The sequence below is a fragment of the Sporosarcina sp. P33 genome (assembly GCF_002077155.1).
GTDB lineage: Bacteria > Bacillota > Bacilli > Bacillales_A > Planococcaceae > Sporosarcina.
In genome coordinates this window covers 1,538,179-1,558,140 of sequence record NZ_CP015027.1, presented here as the reverse complement: position 1 = coordinate 1,558,140, position 19,962 = coordinate 1,538,179, and the positions used below count along the sequence as shown (strand labels likewise).

The 19,962-nt window shown below is 45.2% G+C and carries 22 protein-coding genes and 1 riboswitch; all 22 genes read left to right on the top strand.

Annotated features, from left to right (window positions below):
* Positions 1-96: 96 nt before the first annotated feature.
* A complete protein-coding gene (locus SporoP33_RS07825; RefSeq protein ID WP_009499030.1) occupies positions 97-1,041 on the top strand; it encodes a DNA-directed RNA polymerase subunit alpha in 945 nt (314 codons plus the stop codon).
* A gap of 31 nt (positions 1,042-1,072) precedes the next feature.
* Positions 1,073-1,453, top strand: coding sequence for a 50S ribosomal protein L17 (gene rplQ, locus SporoP33_RS07820; protein WP_081243193.1), 381 nt, complete (start codon positions 1,073-1,075; stop codon positions 1,451-1,453).
* 273 nt (positions 1,454-1,726) lie between these two features.
* Complete coding sequence (locus SporoP33_RS07815; RefSeq protein ID WP_081243192.1) at positions 1,727-2,584, top strand: energy-coupling factor ABC transporter ATP-binding protein; 858 nt, start codon at positions 1,727-1,729, stop codon at positions 2,582-2,584.
* Entirely contained in the window at positions 2,560-3,435 is an 876-nt protein-coding gene (locus SporoP33_RS07810; RefSeq protein ID WP_081243191.1) for an energy-coupling factor ABC transporter ATP-binding protein, read from the top strand. The genes SporoP33_RS07815 and SporoP33_RS07810 overlap by 25 nt, the downstream gene beginning before the upstream one ends.
* Positions 3,429-4,226, top strand: a complete 798-nt coding sequence (locus tag SporoP33_RS07805; protein WP_081243190.1) for an energy-coupling factor transporter transmembrane component T family protein — start codon at positions 3,429-3,431, stop codon at positions 4,224-4,226. Before SporoP33_RS07810 ends, SporoP33_RS07805 begins: the two co-directional genes overlap by 7 nt.
* Before the next feature lie 5 nt (positions 4,227-4,231).
* On the top strand, positions 4,232-4,969 hold the full coding sequence (gene truA / locus SporoP33_RS07800; protein ID WP_081244800.1) for a tRNA pseudouridine(38-40) synthase TruA: 738 nt from the start codon (positions 4,232-4,234) through the stop codon (positions 4,967-4,969).
* Positions 4,970-5,142: 173 nt separating this feature from the next.
* Positions 5,143-5,580: a 50S ribosomal protein L13 gene (gene rplM / locus SporoP33_RS07795; RefSeq protein ID WP_081243189.1), complete on the top strand. Its 438-nt coding sequence runs from the start codon at positions 5,143-5,145 to the stop codon at positions 5,578-5,580.
* 19 nt (positions 5,581-5,599) lie between these two features.
* The gene (rpsI, locus tag SporoP33_RS07790) at positions 5,600-5,992 is read left to right on the top strand and encodes a 30S ribosomal protein S9 (RefSeq protein ID WP_081243188.1); all 393 of its coding nucleotides are present in this window, start codon (positions 5,600-5,602) and stop codon (positions 5,990-5,992) included.
* Between the two features lie 286 nt (positions 5,993-6,278).
* Positions 6,279-6,456: riboswitch (cobalamin riboswitch) on the top strand.
* Positions 6,457-6,586: 130 nt separating this feature from the next.
* Positions 6,587-8,263, top strand: coding sequence for a precorrin-3B C(17)-methyltransferase (gene cobJ / locus SporoP33_RS07785; RefSeq protein WP_081243187.1), 1,677 nt, complete (start codon positions 6,587-6,589; stop codon positions 8,261-8,263).
* A gap of 9 nt (positions 8,264-8,272) precedes the next feature.
* On the top strand, positions 8,273-9,055 hold the full coding sequence (gene cobK / locus SporoP33_RS07780; RefSeq protein ID WP_081243186.1) for a precorrin-6A reductase: 783 nt from the start codon (positions 8,273-8,275) through the stop codon (positions 9,053-9,055).
* Positions 9,045-9,710, top strand: coding sequence for a precorrin-8X methylmutase (locus SporoP33_RS07775; RefSeq protein WP_081244799.1), 666 nt, complete (start codon positions 9,045-9,047; stop codon positions 9,708-9,710). The genes cobK and SporoP33_RS07775 overlap by 11 nt, the downstream gene beginning before the upstream one ends.
* A gap of 16 nt (positions 9,711-9,726) precedes the next feature.
* Positions 9,727-10,821 carry a cobalt-precorrin-5B (C(1))-methyltransferase gene (locus tag SporoP33_RS07770; RefSeq protein WP_369821972.1) on the top strand — a complete coding sequence of 365 codons (1,095 nt, stop codon included), beginning with the start codon at positions 9,727-9,729 and terminating at the stop codon, positions 10,819-10,821.
* A complete protein-coding gene (gene cbiE / locus SporoP33_RS07765) occupies positions 10,796-11,989 on the top strand; it encodes a precorrin-6y C5,15-methyltransferase (decarboxylating) subunit CbiE (protein ID WP_081244798.1) in 1,194 nt (397 codons plus the stop codon). The genes SporoP33_RS07770 and cbiE overlap by 26 nt, the downstream gene beginning before the upstream one ends.
* Positions 11,989-12,693 (top strand): precorrin-2 C(20)-methyltransferase, encoded by a 705-nt coding sequence (gene cobI / locus SporoP33_RS07760; RefSeq protein WP_081244796.1) that lies wholly within the window; start codon positions 11,989-11,991, stop codon positions 12,691-12,693. The genes cbiE and cobI overlap by 1 nt, the downstream gene beginning before the upstream one ends.
* Positions 12,693-13,475 carry a precorrin-4 C(11)-methyltransferase gene (cobM, locus tag SporoP33_RS07755; RefSeq protein WP_081244797.1) on the top strand — a complete coding sequence of 261 codons (783 nt, stop codon included), beginning with the start codon at positions 12,693-12,695 and terminating at the stop codon, positions 13,473-13,475. The genes cobI and cobM overlap by 1 nt, the downstream gene beginning before the upstream one ends.
* On the top strand, positions 13,468-14,604 hold the full coding sequence (locus SporoP33_RS07750; RefSeq protein ID WP_081243184.1) for a cobalt-precorrin 5A hydrolase: 1,137 nt from the start codon (positions 13,468-13,470) through the stop codon (positions 14,602-14,604). Before cobM ends, SporoP33_RS07750 begins: the two co-directional genes overlap by 8 nt.
* Positions 14,601-15,959 carry a cobyrinic acid a,c-diamide synthase CobB gene (locus SporoP33_RS07745; protein WP_081243183.1) on the top strand — a complete coding sequence of 453 codons (1,359 nt, stop codon included), beginning with the start codon at positions 14,601-14,603 and terminating at the stop codon, positions 15,957-15,959. Before SporoP33_RS07750 ends, SporoP33_RS07745 begins: the two co-directional genes overlap by 4 nt.
* Positions 15,956-16,585: a precorrin-2 dehydrogenase/sirohydrochlorin ferrochelatase family protein gene (locus tag SporoP33_RS07740; protein WP_081243182.1), complete on the top strand. Its 630-nt coding sequence runs from the start codon at positions 15,956-15,958 to the stop codon at positions 16,583-16,585. Before SporoP33_RS07745 ends, SporoP33_RS07740 begins: the two co-directional genes overlap by 4 nt.
* Positions 16,582-17,379: a uroporphyrinogen-III C-methyltransferase gene (gene cobA, locus SporoP33_RS07735; protein ID WP_081243181.1), complete on the top strand. Its 798-nt coding sequence runs from the start codon at positions 16,582-16,584 to the stop codon at positions 17,377-17,379. The genes SporoP33_RS07740 and cobA overlap by 4 nt, the downstream gene beginning before the upstream one ends.
* On the top strand, positions 17,336-17,890 hold the full coding sequence (locus SporoP33_RS07730; protein ID WP_081243180.1) for a nitroreductase family protein: 555 nt from the start codon (positions 17,336-17,338) through the stop codon (positions 17,888-17,890). Before cobA ends, SporoP33_RS07730 begins: the two co-directional genes overlap by 44 nt.
* 13 nt (positions 17,891-17,903) lie before the next feature.
* Positions 17,904-18,443, top strand: a complete 540-nt coding sequence (locus tag SporoP33_RS07725; RefSeq protein WP_081243179.1) for a cob(I)yrinic acid a,c-diamide adenosyltransferase — start codon at positions 17,904-17,906, stop codon at positions 18,441-18,443.
* A complete protein-coding gene (locus tag SporoP33_RS07720) occupies positions 18,443-19,948 on the top strand; it encodes a cobyric acid synthase (RefSeq protein WP_081243178.1) in 1,506 nt (501 codons plus the stop codon). Before SporoP33_RS07725 ends, SporoP33_RS07720 begins: the two co-directional genes overlap by 1 nt.
* Positions 19,949-19,962 lie beyond the last annotated feature (14 nt).

Here is a 19,962-nt window from a genome sequence, read left to right as displayed (position 1 = left end):
GACAATTTTTGTTAATACTGTTGAAATAGGTTAACTATTATCAGTGAATTCAATAAGGTTAAACCAATATAGAGACGTTTTGAGGAGGGTAAATAAATGATCGAGATTGAGAAACCAAAGATTGAAACAGTAACGATCGGTGAAGACTCACAGTTTGGTAAATTTATTATCGAACCGTTGGAGCGTGGATATGGAAATACCTTAGGTAATTCTTTGCGCCGCATTCTCTTGTCTTCATTACCAGGAGCTGCTGTGACATCTATTCAAATCGATGGAGTACTTCATGAATTCTCAACAATTGAAGGTGTCGTTGAAGACGTATCGACAGTTATTTTGAATGTGAAGAAACTTGCTCTCAAAATTTACTCAGATGATGAGAAAGTTATTGAGATCGATGTGAAAGGTGAAGGCGTCGTGACGGCTGCAGATATCACGCATGACAGTGATGTCGAAGTATTGAATCCAGATCTCCCGATTGCTACTCTCGGTAAAAACGGACATTTACGTATGCGTATGTATGCTGTACGCGGACGCGGATATGTTCCTTCCGATCAAAACAAACGTGAGGATCTAGCGATTGGCGTAATTCCAATCGACTCGATTTACACTCCCGTATCACGCGTTAACTTCCAAGTTGAGAACACCCGCGTCGGTCAAAGCACCAACTTTGATAAGTTGACACTTGATGTGTGGACAGATGGCAGCATCGGTCCTAAAGAAGCAGTATCACTTGGAGCTAAAATTTTAACTGAGCACTTAAATATATTCGTCGGAATGACGGACGAAGCACAAACTGCAGAAATCATGGTAGAAAAAGAAGAAGACCAAAAAGAAAAGGTTCTTGAGATGACTATTGAAGAACTTGACCTTTCTGTCCGTTCTTATAACTGCCTGAAGCGTGCAGGCATCAATACGGTTTTGGAACTTGCAAACAAGTCTGAAGACGAAATGATGAAAGTGCGAAACTTAGGCCGTAAATCACTTGAAGAAGTGAAGGCTAAATTAGACGAGCTAAACCTTGAGTTACGCTCTGAAGAATAACTGACATATACTTGAAGGAGGGTAACTTCAAATGGGATACAGAAAACTTGGACGCACAAGTTCACAACGTAAAGCAATGCTGCGCGACCTAACGACAGATCTTATCATTCATGAGAGCATCCAGACAACTGAAGCACGTGCAAAAGAATTACGTTCAGTAGTTGAAAAGATGATCACTCTTGGAAAACGCGGAGATCTTCATGCACGTCGTCAAGCGGCTGAATATATTCGTCGTGAAAAGGTAACTGTTGAAAACGGAGAAGGCGAAGAAGCAACAGTGTTTGCACTTCAAAAACTTTTCGATACAGTGGCACCACGTTATGCAGATCGCCAAGGCGGTTATACACGTATAATGAAAATGGGACCTCGCCGCGGCGATGGAGCACCAGTAGTTATTATTGAATTGGTGTAATTCCATACACTTCGAGGGTGTGTCTGTCACGCACAGCACACCCTTTTATTACAGATACAAGATTTATACGACATAAAAGCTGAGTGTTATGATCCGCGAGCAATCGACTGGTCTAGCTCTACGTACCTCATCTGAGATGTCGGCATGAGCACCCGGCATTTTCGTTTTACAGGCGCATTCCTTGGATGAGGTACGCGCTTTTTTTTATACATAAGAATAATTTATTACATAGAAGCAAACTAATTTTTGCAATACATAAGAGGAGGGGTCCGGATGAAGGAAATAGCGTCGATGCATCATGTAACGTTTTCTTATGATACGGAAGAAAATGAATCTTCACACGTACCGGTGAAGGCGCTGAATGATGTATCCTTCACTTTGTATGAAGGGGAGTGGCTGGCAGTTGTAGGACATAACGGGTCAGGCAAGTCGACGCTGGCAAAACTTCTGATCGGCTTGCTGTTTCCTTCGTCAGGTGAAATCAATCTCTTTTTGGAACCATTGTCTGAAGAGAACTTGTGGGAAACGCGTTCGCGCATGGGAATAGTCTTTCAAAATCCAGATAACCAATTTGTAGGGTCGACTGTGCAAGATGACGTAGCTTTTGCCCTGGAAAACAACGGTGTTCCCTATGACATGATGGTAAAGCGTGTCCAGGAGGCGCTGGAGCAAGTGAAGATGAGTGACTACATCAATCATGAACCCCATCACTTGTCAGGCGGCCAGAAGCAGCGTGTGGCCATTGCCGGTGCATTGGCTCTGCATCCTGAGCTGTTAATTTTAGATGAAGCGACTTCCATGCTTGATCCGCAGGGGCGGGAGGAAGTGATTGAAATCGTCAAAAAGCTGCGGTCAGAAATTGGATTGACCGTATTGTCGATCACTCATGACTTGGAAGAAGTTTTATTAGCGGACCGTATTCTCGTAATGAATGAAGGACAAGTTCTTATGACGGGAACACCGCAAGAAATATTCCGGCAAGGTGCAGAGCTGGAAACGATCGGACTTGATCTGCCGTTTGCGCTGCGTGTTTCCGAACTATTGAGATCTGCCGGTGTAGAGCTTCAGGGAAATCATATGACAGAAGAAGAGTTGGTGAATGAATTGTGGACATTTCACTTCAGCAAGTAGGCTATTTATATGCAAAAGATTCACCGTTTGAGAAACGGGCGCTGCAGGACGTGTCAGCTACGATTCCTTCAGGCTCTTATACATCAATCATCGGTCATACAGGATCCGGCAAATCTACTTTATTGCTTCATTTGAATGGTCTGTTAAAGCCTTCTGAAGGGGTTGTAAAGATTGGTGATACTGTGATAACAGCTCAGACGAAGGGCAGGGAGATGAAAGAAGTCCGCCATCAGGTCGGTATCGTTTTTCAGTTTCCTGAGCATCAGCTGTTTGAGGAGACTGTGGAAAAAGATATTATGTTTGGCCCGCTGAATTTTGGAGTTCCGAAAGAGATTGCGAAAGAGCGGGCGCATGAACTGGTGAAGCTTCTTGGATTGCCTGAGGACGTATTGCAAAAGTCTCCGTTTGAGCTCTCAGGAGGCCAAATGAGGCGTGTGGCTATTGCAGGCGTACTTGCATTCAAGCCGTCTGTCTTAGTGCTGGATGAACCGACAGCGGGCCTGGACCCGAAAGGCCGTAAGGAGATTATGGACTTGTTTCACCATCTGCATAAAACTGAGAATCTGACAACGATTTTAGTGACGCACAGTATGGAAGACGCGGCACGTTACAGCGATAGGATCGTTGTGATGCATGAAGGCACGTCTGTCATGGAAGGAACACCTGAAGAAATATTCAATCAAGAAGAACGGCTGCATTCGTTTCGGCTTAGTGTACCGCGTTCTGTTCGTTTTCAGCGTAAAATGGAATCGATGACCGGGGATACGTTTGACAGAATCGCGCTGACGGAAGAGATGCTGGCGCAAGAGCTTTCCACGGTCATTGCGAGAAGAGGGGAACGGCCATGTTAGAAAAAATGATTATCGGCCGATTTATTCCCGGCACTTCAGTTGTGCATCGCATGGATCCGCGTTCCAAACTGCTGTTCGTCTTTTTATTCGTAGCGGCAGTGTTTCTTGCGAATAACGCATGGTCTTACGCCGTGTTGCTTGGCTTTACCGCATTTGTCATCGCGCTGGCACGCATCAGACCTTACTTTCTGATCAATGGTTTAAAACCGGTTATCTTTTTGATTATCTTTACACTTCTATTACATATTTTCTTCACGCGTGAAGGCCCTATTGTATTTGAATGGAAGTTTATCAAAATTTACGAAGAAGGATTACGCATGGGGATCTTTATTTCCATTCGATTCCTCGTGCTCGTTCTCGTAACTACTGTATTGACGCTGACGACTTCTCCCATCTCCATTACAGACGGTTTGGAGACATTGCTGAATCCGTTTAAGAAGTTTAAATTGCCTGTGCATGAATTGGCGCTGATGATGTCGATTTCTTTGCGGTTCATTCCGACGCTGATGGATGAAACGGATAAGATTTTAAAGGCACAGCTTGCAAGAGGTTCTGATTTGAGCACCGGCTCGATCAAAGAACGGGTGCAGGCGGTCATTCCGCTGCTCGTTCCGCTGTTTGTCAGTGCATTCAAACGTGCCGAAGATCTGGCCGTCGCAATGGAAGTGCGGGGCTATCGGGGCGGAGAGGGCCGCACAAGATTCCGCCAGCTTTCTTGGCAAATGAGAGATACAGCGGTGCTGATAGCATTTGTGATGTTAGTAGGTGTATTGCTGTGGGTGAGGAAGTGAAGAAATTGAAACGAATGAAAGCCGTTGTTGCGTATGACGGAACGGATTTTGCGGGCTATCAGTCGCAGCCGGGCATGCGCACGGTTCAGTCTGAAATTGATAAAGCACTTGTTAAACTGCATAAAGATCCGACATCTCATGCGGTGGCGAGCGGCCGGACTGATGCCGGTGTACATGCCCTCGGTCAGGTCATTCATTTTGATACACCGCTTGATTTGGGAGACCGCTGGCTGATGGCATTGAACGTGCTGCTGCCGAAAGATGTGCGCATTACAGCCGTTGAAAGAGCGGCCGACGATTTTCATGCGCGCTACGGAGCAAAGGGCAAGACATATCGTTATAAATGGTCATATGGTGAACTGCAGAGTCCGTTTGAGCGCAACTTTGCTGTTCACTTAGGCAGATGGAATCCCGATGTGGAACGGATGAAAGAAGGTGCCGCGTATTTAATCGGCACACATGATTTCACCAGTTTCTGTTCCGCGAAAACCGCCACTTCCAATAAAGTTCGGACAATCCGCAAACTGACCCTTGAGCGGCAGCAGGATGAACTGGTGCTTGAAGTGGAAGGAGATGGGTTTCTTTACAACATGGTGCGCACGATTGCAGGTGTTTTGCTGGCGGTGGGAATTGGCTGGGACGAACCTGAAGATGTCGGTAAAATTCTTGAAGCAAAAGATCGTCAAAGAGCCGGGAAGACTGCGCCGCCGCACGGTTTGTACCTGCTCGAAGTGACCTACTGAGGCCATGGCAACTAATCCTGGCGTATTCATAAAAACGCTTGACTTTATTGGAAATAAAGGTTAACATGATAAATGGTATTTCAATAACCCCACAATAAGCCCCGGAAGTTTATTTGTGTTTAGGGATAGAGAAAACAACGGAACAGATTGATATTTTTAGGAGGATATACAATATGCGCACAACATTCATGGCTAAAGGTCACGAAGTAGAACGTAACTGGCTTGTTGTCGACGCTGAAGGACAGACTCTTGGACGTCTTGCTTCAGAAGTTGCAACACTATTACGCGGTAAACATAAACCAACGTTTACACCACACGTTGACACAGGTGATCACGTAATCATCATCAACGCTGAAAAGATCCAATTAACAGGCAACAAATTGAAAGATAAGATGTATCACCGTCACTCTGGCTACACAGGAAGCCTTAAGTCACGCACTGCGCTTGAAATGCGTACAAACTACCCTGTGAAAATGCTTGAACTTGCGATCAAGGGAATGCTGCCAAACGGTCCTCTAGGTCGTCAGACAATCAAGAAATTACACGTATATGCAGGACCAGAGCACCAGCACGCAGCACAAAAACCAGAAGCATATGAGCTTCGTGGATAATTAAGAGGAGGAAACACACTTGGCACAAGTACAATATATCGGCACTGGCCGTCGTAAAAGTTCAGTAGCTCGTGTACGTCTAGTTCCTGGCGAAGGTAAAATTGTCGTCAACAACCGCGACGTAGAGGACTACGTACCATTCGAAACACTTCGTGAAGTCATCAAACAACCACTGGTTACAACAGAAACACTTGGAAGCTACGATATCCATGTTAACGTAAAAGGTGGAGGTTACACAGGTCAAGCAGGCGCAATCCGTCACGGTGTTGCACGTGCATTACTGACTGTGGACCCTGATTTCCGTGCAGCACTTAAATCAGCAGGATTCCTGACACGTGATCCACGTATGAAGGAACGTAAAAAGTACGGTCTTCGCGGCGCTCGTCGTGCACCACAATTCTCAAAACGTTAATAGTGGTTTATACCAAACATTACAGCCTCTTTCCGATTTTTCGGGAAGGGGTTTTTGGCATGTCAAATTCCTCTCCCAGTGAAATAATAAATAAAACCGAAAAATAGTTCGGGCTGTACTAAGAACTGTTTAATTAATACATAGCGGCCATGAGAAATACTTTTGGCTCTAGAAATATAAATCGCCAGTATCGTTGGTAAAGTAGTGTTCTGCCATAAAGGTTACTGAAATAAATTCAATGTAAGTTTGTAGATTAGAAGATTGTGTGTTATATTTATGAAAATTAAATAAACTAATTTGAATAAGTGCTCACACTGTGAGTTAAAAGGGAAACCAGTGAAAATCTGGTACAGCCCCCGCTACTGTAAAAGCTGATGAAATTACAAAACCACTGAGAAATCGGGAAGGTGTAAGAGTAAAATGAAGCTTGAGTCAGGAAACCTGCTTATTTAAACGACACTTACTTTTCGGTGGGAGAAGTATAGGCGGGACAATGATAATAATTGTTTTTGTTTCAGTATGGTTTCTATCGTACTTTCACGTGCCTACACTCCCCTGAAAAGGAGTGTAGGCATTTTTATTTGGAGGGAAACCATGAAAAAGGGAAAAATTTATGTCGTCGGCTTCGGTCCCGGTGCTACTGAACATATTACGGGGCGGGCGTTGGATGCACTGCAGGCAAGTGATTATATTATTGGCTATAAAACGTATGTAGAGCTGATTAAGCATTTGGTGACGGCGAAGTCCATTGTCAGCACAGGAATGACTGAAGAAGTGTCGCGTGCACAAGATGCGGTTAAGAAAGCGGAGGCAGGCGGTATTGTTTCGGTAATATCCAGCGGTGACTCAGGAGCGTACGGGATGGCCGGATTAGTGTATGAGGTGCTGATTGAAAAGGGCTGGACTGAAGCAGAAGGAATTGATGTAGAAATTGTTCCGGGTATTTCAGCTATTAATTCATGTGCGAGCTTACTTGGAGCACCTGTCATGCATGACTCTTGTACGATCAGTTTAAGTGATCATCTGACACCGTGGACTGTTATCGAAAAACGTATTGAAGCTGCAGGGATGGCGGATTTTGTAATTGCTTTATACAATCCGAAAAGCGGACGCCGGACGCGCCAAATTGTAGAAGCGCAAAATATTTTACTGAAATATCGCGCCCCTGATACCCCTGTAGGGCTGGTGAAAAGTGCGTATCGGGAAAATCAGCATATTGTTCTGACGACATTATCAGAAATGCTTGAGCATGATATCGGGATGCTGACAACTGTCATTATCGGTAACTCTTCCACTTTCTTTTACGATGATAAGATCATTACACCGCGGGGCTATCAGCGTAAATATACATTGGGAGAAGGAAAACAAAGTTTAAAACCGCATCAGCGTTTGAAAAAGGAAGCAGAACCATGGGCGCTTGATCAGGAAACCGGGGAAGCGCAGTCAGGGTATGAGGAACTCATAAGTACGGTAACCGAGCAGGCGCCAGTACAAGAACAAAAGCCAAAGCAAGCGCCGGAACAACAGCAAAAAGTTCAGTCAATCGATATGGCTTTAAAGGCTTTGTCTATGGTGTCGAAAGAAGAAGCAGAAAATCCGTTTTTAGTGAGACAGCCGATCGAGAATATCTTTGAGTTTTCTGTTTCGCCGGGTGTTGTTAATAAAATGATCACAGCAGAGCAGATGCTTGTATTAGCCGAAGTCGTTGGTGAGAAAGGTACTTTGGAATATACTCCAGATCATCGTTTTTTAGTAAAGGTTACAACAGATAATCCTGAATTGATTGTCGAAAAGCTTGAGAAAGAACACCTCACAGTCATGCCGGCGGGAGAAGTCTTAAAAGTAAAAGCGTGCGATTTTTGTTACGGAGAAAAGGCTGATTCTATCCCGTACGCAGAAGAAATCGCTGCAAAGTTTGAAGGCATGAAGCTTCCGAAGCAGCTGCATGTTGGATTTAATGGATGCGGAATGGCATGTTACCGCCCTGTGTTTGACGACATCGGGATTGTGTACCGAAAGAAAAAATTCGATTTATTTATTGGAGCGAAGCCGGTTGGCAGGACTGCTCATGCTGCCCAGCCAATCGCTGAGGGGATTGAGCCGGATGATTTAATCCCATTAGTCACAAAAATTATAGAAGAATACGAACAAAATGCACATCCTAATGAACGTTTCTTCAAGTATTTTAAACGAGTGAAAAAAGTATTGAACTATGACTATTACGACATGAGCTGCAAGATTGAAGTAGAGCCGGCACCTTGCGGGGATTAGGAGGAACACATGATTTTATTTTTAGCAGGGACTAGCGACGCAAGAGCGTTAGCCATTCATCTGCAGAGTCTTGGCTACTCTTTGATAGCCACCGTAGTAACGGAATCTGCTGCTGAAAGTTTACAAGCTAACGATATTCCGTATCAGGTGGGCAGATTAACAGTGGATGATATGGCGGCGCTGATCCGGAAGAATGAAATGACTTGTGTAGTGGATGCCAGTCATCCCTATGCGGAAGAAGCTTCGAAAACGGCTATGGAAGCGGCTAAGCTATGCGGTATTCCTTATGTCCGCTATGAACGGCCGAAGGAGAATTTTGTTTCTTCGCTGATTACGGAAGTTGAAAGTTACGAAGACGCTGCAAGGCTGGCTCAAACGCATAAAGGAACGATTATGCTGACGACGGGAAGTAAGACGCTGGAAGTATTTGCGGATTACTTATTGCGTGATGGAATTCGCCTGATCTGCAGAATGCTGCCAAACGCAGGGAATATGGAAAAATGCGATAAATTAGGGATCAAACAAAAAGATATTATCGCAATACAAGGACCATTTTCTGAATCACTGAATAAGTCGTTATGCGAGCAATATGATGTGACGCTAATGATTACCAAGGAAAGCGGAAAAGTAGGGTCTGTGGATGAGAAAATTACAGCCGCCTTGGAACTGGATATACCAGTTATTTTGATTAAACGCCCGAAGGTTCAATATGAAAACTTTTGTACGTCTTTTGAAAAAGTTACCCAACTACTAGGAGGTTTTACACTTGAAAAATCCAAACATGAACTTTAATACGAAATTCACACCGCTAACTGTAGATCCGGATAAAATTTATGATCACAGTTTCTCCATCATCAAAGAAGAGATGGGGGAACACCCATTTACAGATGAGCAGTGGATGGTAGTTCGGCGCGTGATTCATGCTTCCGCAGATTTTGAGTTAGGACGCAGCATGATTTTTACACCGGATGCACTCGAAGCAGGAATCCAATCAATTTTAGCAGGCCGTCATGTCGTAGTGGATGTACAAATGATAGAGAGTGGTTCAGGCCGCAAACGATTCCAAAAACATGGCAGCGATTTACATTGCTACATAGCGGATGAGGATGTTGCAAAAGAAGCAAAGGCCCAAGGTACAACACGTGCGATCATATCCATGCAAAAAGCAACACGTTTGCACGAAGGCGGAATTTACGCGATCGGAAATGCGCCGACTGCGTTGTTGGAGTTAATCCGTTTAATTAAAGAGGGAATCGCCAAACCGGATTTAATCATTGGAATGCCGGTAGGATTTGTTTCGGCAGCCGAATCAAAAGAAGAACTGGCAGTACTCGAGGGTATTCCATTTATCACTAATGTAGGGAGAAAGGGTGGCAGTACAGTGACGGTAGCCGCACTGAATGCCATTTCGATCATGGCAGATGAGCGTGCAAAGCAAACAAACTAAAAAAGACCCATCAAAAATGCGTCATGGTTATACTACGGGATCTTGTGCAACGGCAATGACAAAGGCAGCACTGCAAGGATTAGTGACGGGGAAAGTACCGGAAGAAGTCACTATCTATTTACCGGTCGGCAAATACGCCACATTCAAAGTATCGGCATTTGAAATAGTCGATGGCGGCGTAATGTGCGAAACCATCAAAGATGCCGGCGATGATCCTGATGCTACACACAAAGCCCGGATCCAAAGTACTGTTTACTATTCAAAAGAAGATGGCATTCATTTGGACGGAGGGATTGGTGTAGGACGGGTTACAAAACCGGGGCTGCCCGTCCCTGTCGGACAGGCGGCGATTAACCCGGTGCCGCGTAAAATGATACTCGGAGTTGCACAGGAAGGTTACGATTATTATCAATTGAAACGCGGAATCGATGTAGTGATTTCCGTGCCTGACGGAGAAGAAATTGCCAAGAAAACATTGAATGGGCGCCTTGGCATTATTGGAGGAATTTCCATTCTGGGAACCCGCGGAACAGTTGTGCCATTTTCGAGTTCTGCCTTCATGGCAAGCATTGCGCAAGCGATCAGTGTGGCAAAAGAAGCAGGCTGTGATCATGTGGTGATCACGACAGGCGGCCGCAGTGAAAAGTTTGCGTTAAAACAATATGCTCATTTGCCGGAAGAAGCCTTTATAGAAATGGGCGACTTTATTGGTTTTACTCTTAAGAATATCGCACGTAAGAAAATACCCAAAGTGTCTCTCGTAGGAATGATGGGGAAGTTTTCAAAGCTGGCACAGGGCGTAATGATGGTTCACTCAAAAAGTGCACCGATCAACTTCGGATTTTTGGCGGAAATGGCAAATAGAGTAGGTGTCGATGAACAAACACAGCAAGAAATTTTGCAGGCTAACACTGCATCACAAGTCGGCGAGATACTCCAAGGAAACGATGCGTTCTTTGAGGCGCTGAGTAAAAACTGCTGCTATTATGCACTGAATCACATGAATGCCGAAATTGAAGTATCAACATCATTGTATGCCATGAATGGAGACTGTTTAGGAAAGGCTGAGAACATTGACAAATTGGATGAAAATGATTGGTATAGGGGATAATGGCGCGGCAGGATTGCTCCCTCAATATATAGAGTGGATCAATGAATGTGATGTGCTCGTAGGCGGAGAACGCCATCTTCAATTCTTCCCTTTATTCGAAAAAGAAAAGAGAGTAATCAAGGGCGGTTTGTCAGCATTAACAGCGGAATTACAGGAAGAAACACGTAATGTTGTTATTTTAGTGTCGGGCGATCCATTGTTTTATGGACTGGGAGGCGTACTTGCGAAAAAACTGCCTCTGGAGATCTATCCGTATACCAGCTCGGTTCAGCTGGCTTTTTCAAAAATGCAGGAAAGTTGGCAAGATGCGCACATAGTCAGCCTGCATGGCCGTTCTATAAAAGGTTTTGCACAGAAAATAGACGGGCGTAAAAAAATAGCTGTATTAACCGATGAAACAAACTCTCCGCAAGCCATTGCGGCGTATGTAAAACGCTTTAATATGACGGAGTACGATGCCTTCATCGCTGAAAATCTGGAAGGTGAAGACGAACGCTGCCGCTTTCTCTCATTGGATGAAATGGAACAGAGTTCATTTTCCCCTTTGAATGTGGTGATTTTAAAGCAGCGCCATCTAGTGGAACGTGCTTCTCTTGGCATTCCGGATGATGCATTTCTGCAGCGAAAACCGGATAAAGGCTTAATTACGAAAAGAGAAATTCGGACACTTTGTCTGCAGGAGCTAAAGCTTAAAGAAAACAGCATAGTTTGGGACATTGGAACTTGCACAGGTTCTGTTGCGATTGAGGCAGCAAAAATAGCGCGCGAAGGGGCAGTCTATGCCATTGAGAAAAACGAGGGAGACCTTGAAAACTGCTTGGAAAATCAGCTGAGACATCGTACAGATTTTGTGGCGGTGCTGGGCAAAGCACCGGACCGACTGGAAGAATTCTCAGACCCTCATGCAATTTTTATTGGCGGTAACGGCGGGAATATGGAGCAGTTATTGCAAACCTGTATTTCGCGCTTACAGCCAAATGGCCGACTAGTTATGAATATCGCCACGATAGAAAATCTGGCTGAAGCGATGGGCCATCTAAAAGCGTTAGGCTGTGAAGTATCCATATTGCAGACTCAGCTCTCAAAGAGTAAACCAATTTTACATTTAACGCGTTTTGAACCGTTAAACCCGATTTATATAGTGACAGCACAGAAAGGACAAGAATGATGACAATAGGAAAATTATACGGATTAGGCGTTGGACCAGGAGATCCTGAATTAATTACTGTAAAAGCATTTCGTAAACTGCAAGAATGCCCGGTCATTGCGTATCCCAAAAAATTAAGAGGCAGTAAATCTTATGCCCATCGGATCGTGGATGTGTATATTAACCCTGCTGAAAAAGAGATGCTCGGTTTAGTATTCCCTATGACCAAAGACGAAGAGGTATTGCGTGCTGCATGGGAAAAAGCAGCAGAAGAAATCTACAGCTTCTTGGCAGAAGGAAAAGATGTAGCATTTGTGACTGAAGGGGATCCGATGCTGTTCAGTACATTTATCCATCTGCTGGGCTTAATGAAAACAAAGCATCCCGACGTGCCAATCGAAACAGTGGCAGGGATTTCATCATTTAATGGTTCAGCCAATCGTTTAGGGATTGCATTAGCCGAAGGTGATGACCATGTGGCTATGATTCCGGCTACGGATAATATGGAACAGATGCGCCAGGTCATTGAACATCACGACGCCATCGTTTTTATTAAGGTAGCTAAAGTTATAGATGAGATGTTGGATTTATTAGAAGAATTGGATCTGCTGGAAAAAACACATGTAGTGACTAAAGTTACGTCTGACGAAGAAGTGATTTGGAAAACAGATGAACTTAGGGGCGCTGATTTAAATTACTTGTCATGTATGGTGGTGCGCAAATGATGAAAAAAATTTGGATTATCGGTGCTGGCCCAGGAGATCCTGACTTAATCACGGTAAAAGGTTTGAAGCTGTTGCAGCAGGCAGACGTTGTCATGTATACCGATTCACTTGTAAGCGAAACGCTGGTGGAGGAAGCAAAGGAATCGGCGGAAGTTATCCGTACGGCAGGTATGCATCTGCAGGAAATGGTGGATTGTATTGTCGAGCGGGTCAATGCCGGGAAAACAGTTGTACGATTACATACCGGGGATCCAGCGATGTATGGCGCAACAATGGAACAGGTGGCATTACTGAAGCAACATGATATTGGGTATGAAGTCGTGCCCGGTGTGAGTTCCGTTTTTGCTGCTGCAGCGGCAGTTGGTGCAGAGCTGACGGTCCCTGATTTAACACAAACACTTATTTTAACCAGAGCCGAAGGGCGGACGCCTGTGCCTGAGCGCGAAAAGTTACAGATGCTTGCAAGTCATCATTGTACAATTGCAATGTTTTTAAGTGCGACATTAACAAAGAAAATTGTGAAAGAATTACAGGCTGCCGGCTGGGCAGATGATACGCCGGTCGCTGTCGTGCAGCGCGCTACATGGCCTGATGAAAAAATTGTTCAGACAACATTGGTTGAATTAGATGAAGCGATGCGTGTCAATGGCATTCGTAAGCACGCAATGATTTTGGCGGGCTGGGCATTGGATCCCGCTATTCATGAGAAAGAATATCGTTCAAAGCTGTATGATAAAACATTTACCCACGGTTTCCGAAAAGGTGTGAAGGCAGATGATTAATTTACGTGAAGGTGAAATTCCTGTCATTGAAAAGCGCAAACCGTATGCTTTGGTCGCCATTACAAAACACGGGGTTGCCAATGCAAGAAGCTACACGGAAACATTTCCGTACGCGGACCTTTACTATATGAAGAAGTTTGCCAGAGGAGACGAAGAAGCGCGACACATTCAACTGTTTGACGGAACAGTGCGATTGCTGTTACCCGCTTTGTTCCAGCAATACAAAGGAGTTATTTGTATCATATCGCTCGGTGCTGTCGTTCGGATGATTGCACCGATCATGGTTGATAAAATGACAGACCCTGCTGTATTGGTTGTCGATGACTTAGGCCAATACGTTATAAGCGTGTTATCAGGACATATTGGCGGTGCCAATGCGCTGACTTATGAATTTGCACAAGCAATCGGTGCTATGCCTGTAGTTACGACTGCTTCGGATGTTCAAAAAACCATCCCTGTCGATTTATTCGGCGCCCAATTTGGATGGATGTGGGATAGCGAAGAAAAACTGCTGCCGGTCAGTGCATCGGTTGTGAACGAAGAGCACGTCGCGATTGTGCAGGAAACAGGCGAGAAAAACTGGTGGATGCATGACCGTGCTATGCCGCCCAATTTGAAAATCTATGCTTCTGCAGCAGAAGCGATTCAGGCAAAGCCGCAAGCAACCTTACTCATAACCGACCGATTGATCGATCGGCATGAGGAAGTGCTGCTGGAAAACGGAGTGATCTACCGTCCCAAATCCATTGTGCTCGGCATTGGCTGTAATCGCGGAACGGCGCTGGAAGAAATCGAGCAAGTCATAGACGAAACATTAGAAGAACTGTCTCTAAGTAAAAAAAGTGTGAAAGCAGTAGCAACGATAGATTTGAAGAAAGACGAGGCTGGCCTGCTCGAATTAACTGCCAAACATAATTGGCCGTTTGTCACCTACACGCCTGAACAGCTCAATGAAATGCCGCTTCTTAATCCGTCCGAAACTGTATTTAAGTATACAGGCGCATACGGTGTGAGCGAACCGGCAGCGCTGCGCTGTGCAAATGCAAGAGAACTGGTATTAGAGAAAAAGAAAAGTGGCAATGTGACAATTTCCATTGCACGCGTCAATTTCGAGGAGAGAGAACAATGAATCGATTTGTACTGGCAGGTACAGGGAGCGGTGTCGGGAAAACAACGTTCACCATTGGGATTATGCGCGCGCTTATGAAGCGTGGTTTAACCGTACAAGGCTTTAAATGCGGCCCGGATTATATCGATACTGCCTATCATACAGCTGTCACCAAACGGCCGTCACGAAATATTGATAGTTATATGATGGCTCCTGATACGATTCTTGCGATTGTTGCAAGGGCCAGCCGAGACGCAGATGCGGCCATTATCGAAGGCGTGATGGGCTTTTACGACGGCAGATCCCCCTTGTCAAATGAAGGGTCGGCTGCACATATAAGCGAAATTACAAAAAGCCCCGTCATTTTAATTGTTAATGCAGCTAGTATGGCGAGAAGTGCAGCGGCCATCGTTAAAGGATTTCAGTCACTGGATGACAACTCCAATATTGTCGGTGTGATCGCGAATCAATTAGGCAGTAAGAGTCATTTCGGCATTATCAAAACGGCAATAGAAAAAGAATGCGGCATTCCAGTTATCGGCTATTTGCCAAAAGAAGCTGTGCCCGCGATGCCGAGCCGTCATCTGGGCTTGGTGCCGGCTATCGAACGAGGTGACCTGGATGCTTATTTTGACAGTCTTGCAGCGGCTATTGAAGAAACAGTCAATATTGATCAGCTGATGGACATTACAAAAGCGCAAATCATTGAAGAATCCACATCAATTTTCGATGCCCAGCCGAACAGCCAAGAAGTTCATATTGCGGTAGCTAAGGATGCCGCGTTTAACTTCTATTATGAAGAAAACCTGGATTTATTGCGTGCACATGGCGCAACTCTGCATTTTTTCTCTCCGTTACAGGATGAAGAAGTTCCAAATGAAGCGCAGGGAGTATACATCGGCGGCGGCTTCCCGGAAGAGTTTGCAGAACAATTAGCCGCAAACGAGAAAGTGAAAGAATCTTTAAGAAACGCAATCAGCCGCGGATTACCGACAGTAGCCGAATGCGGCGGCTTTATGTATCTGACAGAAGAAATCATCGATCGCCAGAAGCGAAAGTTTCCCATGCTTGGTGTGATTCCTGGCCGTGTGATTATGCAAGATAAGCGGGCAGCACTTGGCTACAGGGAAATTACAGGAGTTGCAGGCAATTTCTTAATTGATGAAGAGACAGAGGCAAAAGGGCATGAGTTTCATTATTCGAAATATGAGGGGGAGCATACTAGCCCGGCGTATTTCAGTAAAAGCCGCTTTCGCGTTCAGCAGGAAGGTTATTTACATAAAAACCTCGCAGCGGGCTTTACGCAATTCCATTTTGCCTCAAATCCTCAGCTTGTGCGAAATTGGCTGAAAGCATGTTTGGAGGGAGAACAATGAACTATTTTCCGCTGTTAATGGATATGGATTATAAAAAGGTTGTCATTATTGGAGGCGGACATGTAGCTCGTCAAAAAATAGAAGCCTTGCTTCCCACCAAAGCAATGATAACTGTAGTTAGCCCATCGGTGACAGAGAAGGTGCAGCAGTATGCAGCTGAAGGGCTCGTGACATGGAAAGAAAAAGCATTTGAATCAGCCGATTTAGATGACGCTGCCTTGGTTTTTGCTGTGACCAATGATGAAGAAGTAAACAATGCGGTGGAAGAAGCGACACAGCATTGGCAATTACTCAGTCGTGCGGATGCAATAGGGCGGGTTGACTTTATCAATCCGGCAGTCGTTCGCCGCGGAGAATTTGTTGTGACGGTATCAACGTCTGGAGCCAGTCCGGGTTTAACGCGCAAGGTAAAGGCGGATGTAGAGGAGCAATTTGGGGACCATTATGCATCGTATGTGTCTTTCTTAAGGAAAGCCCGCCAGCAAGTCTTGCAAGTGTTTCACGGTGAGGCGAAAAAACAAGTTCTGGCTGAACTCCTGGATCCGAAACTTTTGGATTGGATGGAGCAAGGTAAAAGTCAAAAATGTGAAGAATGGCTACAACAACGGATAGGAGAACAACATTGAGCGGATTTGTATATATTGTAGGGGCTGGCCCCGGTGACCCGAAACTATTGACAATCAGAGGATTAGAATGTATTCAGCAGGCGGACGTGATTTTATATGACCGACTGGTAAATATTGAATTACTGCAACATGCGAAAGCGGATGCTGAGCTCATATATTGCGGCAAAGAGCCGGGTAAGCATGAAATGATCCAAGATGAAATCCATCGTGCACTGGTTCAGCATGCGAGTCTTGGCAAGCAAGTGCTGCGCTTAAAAGGCGGTGACCCGTTCGTCTTTGGGCGCGGTGCTGAAGAAGCTGCAGTTTTACGGCAAGCCTGTATACCTTTTGAAATTGTTCCCGGGATCACCGCAGGAATTGCGGCGCCTGCTTATGCAGGGATTCCGGTTACACACCGCGATCATGCTGCAAGCTTTGCTATTGTTCCAGGTCATGGCCGCGCGGAAAAAGGACAGGATTTCTTACAATGGGCGGCGCTTGCTCAGATTGATACGGTGGCTTTTTATATGAGCGTCGGAAACATCGGACATATTACGAAAAGCTTAATAGAAAACGGTAAAAGCAAAACAACCCCTGTTGCGGTTATTGAATGGGGAACTACTAAAGAGCAGCGTACGATTACGGGGAATCTTACAACGATTTCAGAGGAAATTCAAAAGCATCATATCTCAAATCCGTCCATGATTTTAGTAGGTGATGTAGTAGGAGTGCGTGAAGAAATTCATTGGTTTGAAGAAAGGAGCACTAACGATGTTGAAAGCATTAAAAGAACGCCGTGCGATTCGACAATTTGAAACGCGTGAAGTGGAGCGGGAAAAGATCGAGACGCTTCTGGAGGCAGCAACATATGCACCAAACGACCGGATGCGTGAACCTTGGCATTTCTATATATTGCAAGGTGACAGCCTGAAACAGTATGAACAAGTGGCACTTGATTACTTACAAAAACGATTCCCGACAAAACCGCATCTAGTGGAAAGTTCAATGAAAGCAATTACGCAAACACCGCTTATTATCGTGGTAACTTCCGCCATCGTGGATGGAGACGAAGGGGCTACGAAAGACAATACTTTTGCAGTAAGCGGCGCCATTATGTCGATGTGGTTAATGGCGGAACAGCTCGGATTAGGTATGGTGTGGCGTACGCGCGGCGTGGGATTAGTGCATGATACAGCATTGCATTCATTCATCGGCGCATCAGAACAGGAGCAATTGGTAGGAACGCTGTGTATCGGGTACCCGGCAGAAGAAATAACTTCTGTCAAAAAACGTACGCCATATACGGAAAAAACAACTTGGTTATAAGGGGGAATTGCAAATGGCGCGACAAGGGATGTTGTTAGTATATACAGGTGATGGCAAAGGAAAAACCACTGCTTCACTCGGTGTTGCTTTACGTGCAATCGGCCGCGGTATGAAGGTGAAATATTTTCAATTTATTAAATCACCCGAACGCACATATGGTGAGCAAATTGCTTTGCGGAAGCTGGGCGTTGAAACCGTGCAATTAGGTATCGGATTTACATGGACGAAAACACCAGAAGAGCACCGGGAAGCACTTGCAAAAGCGTGGCAAATGGTGAAAGAAGAGCTGAAGGATGAAACGACAGATGTTCTGGTGCTGGACGAGCTGAATAATGCATTATCCATCACACGTTTTCCTGTCGATGATGTATTGCCGCTGGAAGAAGTAACAGAGGCAATAGTGAACCGTCCAAAGTCCATGCACTTAGTTATTACAGGACGTTCCGCGCATCCGTCTATTCTGGAATTGGCGGATTTAGTATCAACCATTGATGCAACAAAGCATTATTATACTGACCAAGATGTCCAAGCCATGAAAGGTCTGGAGTTTTAATGAAAGCCATTATGATCCAAGGCACCGCGTCGGATGTGGGGAAAAGTGTTTTATGCACTGCGCTCTGCCGTATTTTAGCTAACGACGGGTACCGGATTGCGCCATTTAAATCACAGAATATGGCGCTGAACTCCTATGTCACCCAAGATGGCGGAGAAATCGGGCGGGCGCAGGGCGTTCAGGCGGAAGCCGCAAAAATAAGCGCCACTACCGATATGAATCCTATTTTATTGAAACCAACGGGGAATATGGTGTCGGAAGTCATTTTACATGGCAAACCATTTGCTCATATGGACGCAGTTTCGTACCGCGAAAATTTTGTTGAGCAAGTAATGCCGGAAGTGCGGAAGTCGCTGCGGCGTTTAGAAGCACAATATGATGTGCTGATACTGGAAGGTGCGGGAAGCCCGGCTGAAATTAATTTGAAACGCCGGGATATTGCCAATATGCGAATGGCTCATGAGACAGATGCGGCCGTTATTTTAGTGGCGGATATTGAACGTGGGGGAGTATTCGCGTCAATTGTCGGCACTTTGATGCTGCTTGATGATGAAGAGCGTGCGCGTGTAAAAGGGATTGTCATTAATAAATTCCGCGGCATGAAGGAACTGCTCGACAGCGGCATCGATTGGCTGGAAGAGTATACAGGCATTCAAGTGCTCGGTGTCATTCCGTATTTCGATGTGCAAATAGAAGCCGAGGATTCGATGGCGCTGTCGAGCCTTCGCTTAAAGAAACCTCAGCATCAGGAATTTGATATTGACGTTGCTGTCATTCGTTTCCCTTTGATTTCTAATTTCACAGATTTGGATCCATTATTTGAAGAGCCTGGCGTAGGTGTGCGCTTTGTTTCTTCCGCAAAAGATTTGAAGAATCCAGATGTCATCATTCTGCCCGGAACGAAGAATACCATTGAAGATTATAGATGGCTGCAGGAATCAGGCTTGGCCCAAGCGATCTTACAGCAGTCACAAAAAGGAAAGAAAATAGTCGGGATTTGCGGCGGCTACCAAATGCTTGGCGGATCAATAATAGACAAGCGGATGCCTGAAAACAAAAGCGCGGTGTATTCCGCACTGGACATCCTGCCGATTGAAACCGTGCTGGCCAATGAGAATGAAATAACACAAATTAAAGGAACGAACTATGCGGGTCAGGAGATGAACGGATTTGTATTACATCTGGGTCGCAGTACGCCCTTCCAACCGGTCCGCAGCTTTATCTGCATGGAAGACGGCAGCCAAGATGGCGTGTATACAGAGCAAGTGATAGGTACATATTTACACGGAGTTTTTCAAAATCGTCCGTTTACCCGAATGTATTTCAATCAAATTCGCGCGGCCAAAGGCTTGGCAGAAGTCACAGGCGACATTCATTCAGACGATGAACGGCGAGAGCAGGCGTATGAAATGCTGGATTATCACGTGCGCAAACATCTGGATATGAATAAAATCTATGAGTTACTGGGCGCATCAAAGCAGCAAAATGATGATAGAAAGCATTGAGGAGAAGGTTCAAT